The organism is uncultured Fretibacterium sp. (assembly GCF_938040765.1).
GTDB lineage: Bacteria > Synergistota > Synergistia > Synergistales > Aminobacteriaceae > CAJPSE01.
This window is the reverse complement of sequence record NZ_CALIAA010000168.1, coordinates 1-3,158: the sequence shown is the minus strand read 5'-3', so window position 1 is coordinate 3,158 and position 3,158 is coordinate 1. Positions and strand designations below refer to the sequence as shown.

The window sequence follows — 3,158 nt, the reverse complement described above, 5'->3', positions numbered from 1 at the left end:
GATCCCGCTGCTGGGGATCCGGCTTCGGGACGATCGGGCCATCAGCCGGGAGGCCGAGCGGTACATCGAGGCCCTGGATATCAAGTGCACGGGCCCGGGGCAGAGGGCCGCGGAGCTCTCCGGGGGGAACCAGCAGAAGGTCTGTCTGGCCAAGGCCTTCGCGCTCCAGCCCGAGGTCCTGCTCGTGTGCGAGCCCACGCGGGGCATCGATATCGGGGCCAAGACCCTGGTGCTCGACACTTTGAGGCGGCACAACGAGGAACACGGAACGACGATCGTCGTCACCTCCTCGGAGCTCGAGGAACTGCGCTCCATCTGCGACCGCATCGCCATCGTGGGCGAGGGGCGCATCGCGGGCGTGCTGCCCGCCGCGAGTCCGGCCGAGGAGTTCGGCCTCCTGATGATGGGGTAGGAGTGGAGGGGGATATCCATGATCGGAAATTTTATCGATAGGGCCGGCTGGCCGAGGATCATCATCGGGCTTTTCCTTTTGGGGCTCTTCATCGCGGCGCCCTTCGTCGGGGTGCGCGTGGACACGTCGCTCTCGGACGTCCTGGTGCGATTCGGCATGAACGGGGTGATGGTCCTGGCCATGATCCCGATGGTGCAGTCGGGCTGCGGCCTCAACTTCGGGCTGCCGCTGGGGATCATCGCGGGGCTTTTGGGGGCCACGCTCTCCATCGAGTTCAATCCGCGGATCCTGACGTTTGCGGCGGAGCTGGCCGCGGGCCGGCCGTGGCTCGACTTCCTGGCCTCGGAGGCCGTCCGCGCGCCCTTGAGCTTTGCCTCGGCCATCGTCATCGCGGTGCCGATCGCGGCGGTGCTGGGCTTCTTCTACGGCAAGCTGTTGAACCGCGTCAAGGGGGACGAGATGATGATCGCCACCTACGTGGGCTTCTCCTCCGTGGCCTTCATGTGCATCGCCTGGCTCCTCATGCCCTACAGGAGTCCCACCATGATCTGGGGTTACGGGGGCAGCGGCCTGCGCACCACCATCAGCGTGAGCGGCTACTGGCTCCACGTGCTGAACGACCTGCTGTCCTTTCAGCAGGGGCACTTCTTCGTGCCGACGGGGACCTTCCTGTTCTTCGCCGTCCTCGCCCTGCTGATGTGGGTCTTCATGAGGAGCAAGACGGGCACCGCCATGACGGCCGTGGGGTCCAACCCCGAGTTCGCCCGTGCCTCGGGCGTGAACGTGGACCGCATGAGGACGATCTCGGTGGTGCTCTCCACGATCCTGGGGGCCGTGGGCATCCTGGTCTACGAGCAGAGCTTCGGCTTCATTCAGCTCTACATGGGGCCCTTCTACATGGCCCTTCCCGCCGTTGCGTCCGTCCTGCTGGGCGGGGCCTCGGTCAACAAGGCCTCGATCCTCAACGTCGTGGTCGGGACCTTCCTCTTCCAGGGCATCCTGACCATGACGCCCTCCGTCATCAACAGCGTGCTGCAGACGGACATGTCGGAGGTCATCCGCATCATCGTGAGCAACGGGATGATCCTCTACGCCCTGACGAGAAAGGGGAGGGTGAGACGATGAACGGTTTTGCGCGCAACATCCTGAGGTGGGTGGCCAACAACGCGGTTCCCATCATCTTCATCGCGATATCGGCCGTGGCCATCCCCCTGTCCGGCTTCTCGGCGGGGCACCTGATCCAGGAGCTGCTGATCCGCATAGGCCGCAATTCCTTCCTCATCCTTTCCCTTCTGATCCCCATCATGGCGGGCATGGGGCTGAACTTCGGCATGGTGCTCGGCGCCATGGCGGGCCAGATCGGACTGATCCTCGTCCTGGACTGGGCGATCGTGGGCATCCCCGGCGTCGCGCTGTCCATGATGATCGGGACGCCCATCGCCGTGCTGCTGGGCCTGCTCTGCGGACACGTCCTGAACCGCGCCAAGGGACAGGAGATGGTGACCTCCTACATCCTGGGCTTCTTCATCAACGGCCTTTATCAGCTCTTCGTCCTCTACTTCATGGGCTGGGTCATCCCGATCGGCAACCCGACGCTCGTGCTCTCCCGCGGCTACGGCATCCGAAACGCCGTGAGCCTGCTGGGGATCCGCGGCGTGCTGGACAACCTGATTCCGTTCTCCTTCCAACTGCCGTTCTTCTCCGGGACGGTCAGGGTGCCCGTGGCGACCCTCCTGCTCATCGCGGCCTTCTGCCTCTTCATCGTCTGGTTCCGCAGGACCAAGCTGGGGCAGGACATGCGCGCCATCGGGCAGGACATGGCCGTCGCCGACTCCGCGGGGATAGCGGTCAACCGCACCCGCATCATCGCCATCGTCATCTCCACGGTGCTGGCCTGTTACGGACAGATCATCTTTTTGCAGAACATGGGGACCCTGAACACCTACAACAGCCACGATCAGGCGGGCATGTTCTCGATCGCGGCGCTCCTCATCGGAGGGGCCAGCGTCTCCCGGGCAAGCATCGCCAACGTCTTCGTCGGGGTGGTGCTCTTTCACCTGATGTTCATCGTCGCCCCCATGGCGGGCAAGAACCTCATGGGCCAGGCCCAGATAGGGGAGTACTTCCGCGTGTTCGTCTCCTACGGCATCATCGCCATCGCGCTGGTGCTGCACGCCTGGAAACGCAACCGGGATCGGGCCGAGGCCCGGCGGGCCCTGCGCGGCCCCGCGGCTGCCGGAAAGGAGGGAGCGTGATGCGCGTCCTGCAGCGGACGATTGTCCTTGCGGCCCTGCTGGCCCTGGGGGTGGCGCTCTTCTACGTGGGAAGGGAGCATCAGATCTTCCTGGACAACAAGACGATCGAGGCGGACGGAAAGACCTTCAAAGCGATGGAACAGGTCAACGTCAGCGTGAACGGGGGCGACCCCGTGGAGCTCCTCGCCCGGGACCGGGACGTCGTCAAGACGGTGGGGCCCTCGTTCTCCCTCAGGGTGGAGGTGCTGGACTCCATGGGGGGCGACGTGGAGCGGACGATCGAGCTGAGGATGACGCCCGGTTTCGGCAAGGACATGATGCTCAGTCTTCCCCTGCTTGCCGCGGGGCGGGAGGACTTCCTCCTGCCGCCCCCCGAGGTGCAGGTCTCCGCTCCGTCCGAGCCCGAGGCGTCGGGAGGCGGTGAGGCGGCGCCCGGCGGCGATGACGCGATGCCCGGGGGGATGGAGCCGCAGCCTGCCGGGAACCCCTGA

At 65.4% G+C, this 3,158-nt stretch carries 4 protein-coding genes; all 4 read left to right on the top strand.

Going from position 1 to position 3,158, the window contains the following annotated elements:
* Positions 1–412 (top strand): ATP-binding cassette domain-containing protein (locus Q0176_RS05965; RefSeq protein ID WP_299300222.1); only part of this gene is annotated, 412 nt, incomplete at its 5' end.
* A gap of 18 nt (positions 413–430) precedes the next feature.
* On the top strand, positions 431–1,537 hold the full coding sequence (locus Q0176_RS05960; RefSeq protein WP_299300220.1) for an ABC transporter permease: 1,107 nt from the start codon (positions 431–433) through the stop codon (positions 1,535–1,537).
* Positions 1,534–2,667 (top strand): ABC transporter permease, encoded by a 1,134-nt coding sequence (locus tag Q0176_RS05955; RefSeq protein ID WP_299300218.1) that lies wholly within the window; start codon positions 1,534–1,536, stop codon positions 2,665–2,667. The genes Q0176_RS05960 and Q0176_RS05955 overlap by 4 nt, the downstream gene beginning before the upstream one ends.
* Positions 2,667–3,158, top strand: a complete 492-nt coding sequence (locus Q0176_RS05950) for a DUF6672 family protein (protein ID WP_299300216.1) — start codon at positions 2,667–2,669, stop codon at positions 3,156–3,158. Before Q0176_RS05955 ends, Q0176_RS05950 begins: the two co-directional genes overlap by 1 nt.

Bases quoted from the DNA above. Each gene is read 5' to 3' on its own strand.
- Q0176_RS05960 (WP_299300220.1), top strand. From the start codon at position 431: ATGATCGGAAATTTTATCGATAGGGCCGGCTGGCCGAGGATCATCATC.
- Q0176_RS05955 (WP_299300218.1), top strand. From the start codon at position 1,534: ATGAACGGTTTTGCGCGCAACATCCTGAGGTGGGTGGCCAACAACGCG.
- Q0176_RS05950 (WP_299300216.1), top strand. From the start codon at position 2,667: ATGCGCGTCCTGCAGCGGACGATTGTCCTTGCGGCCCTGCTGGCCCTG.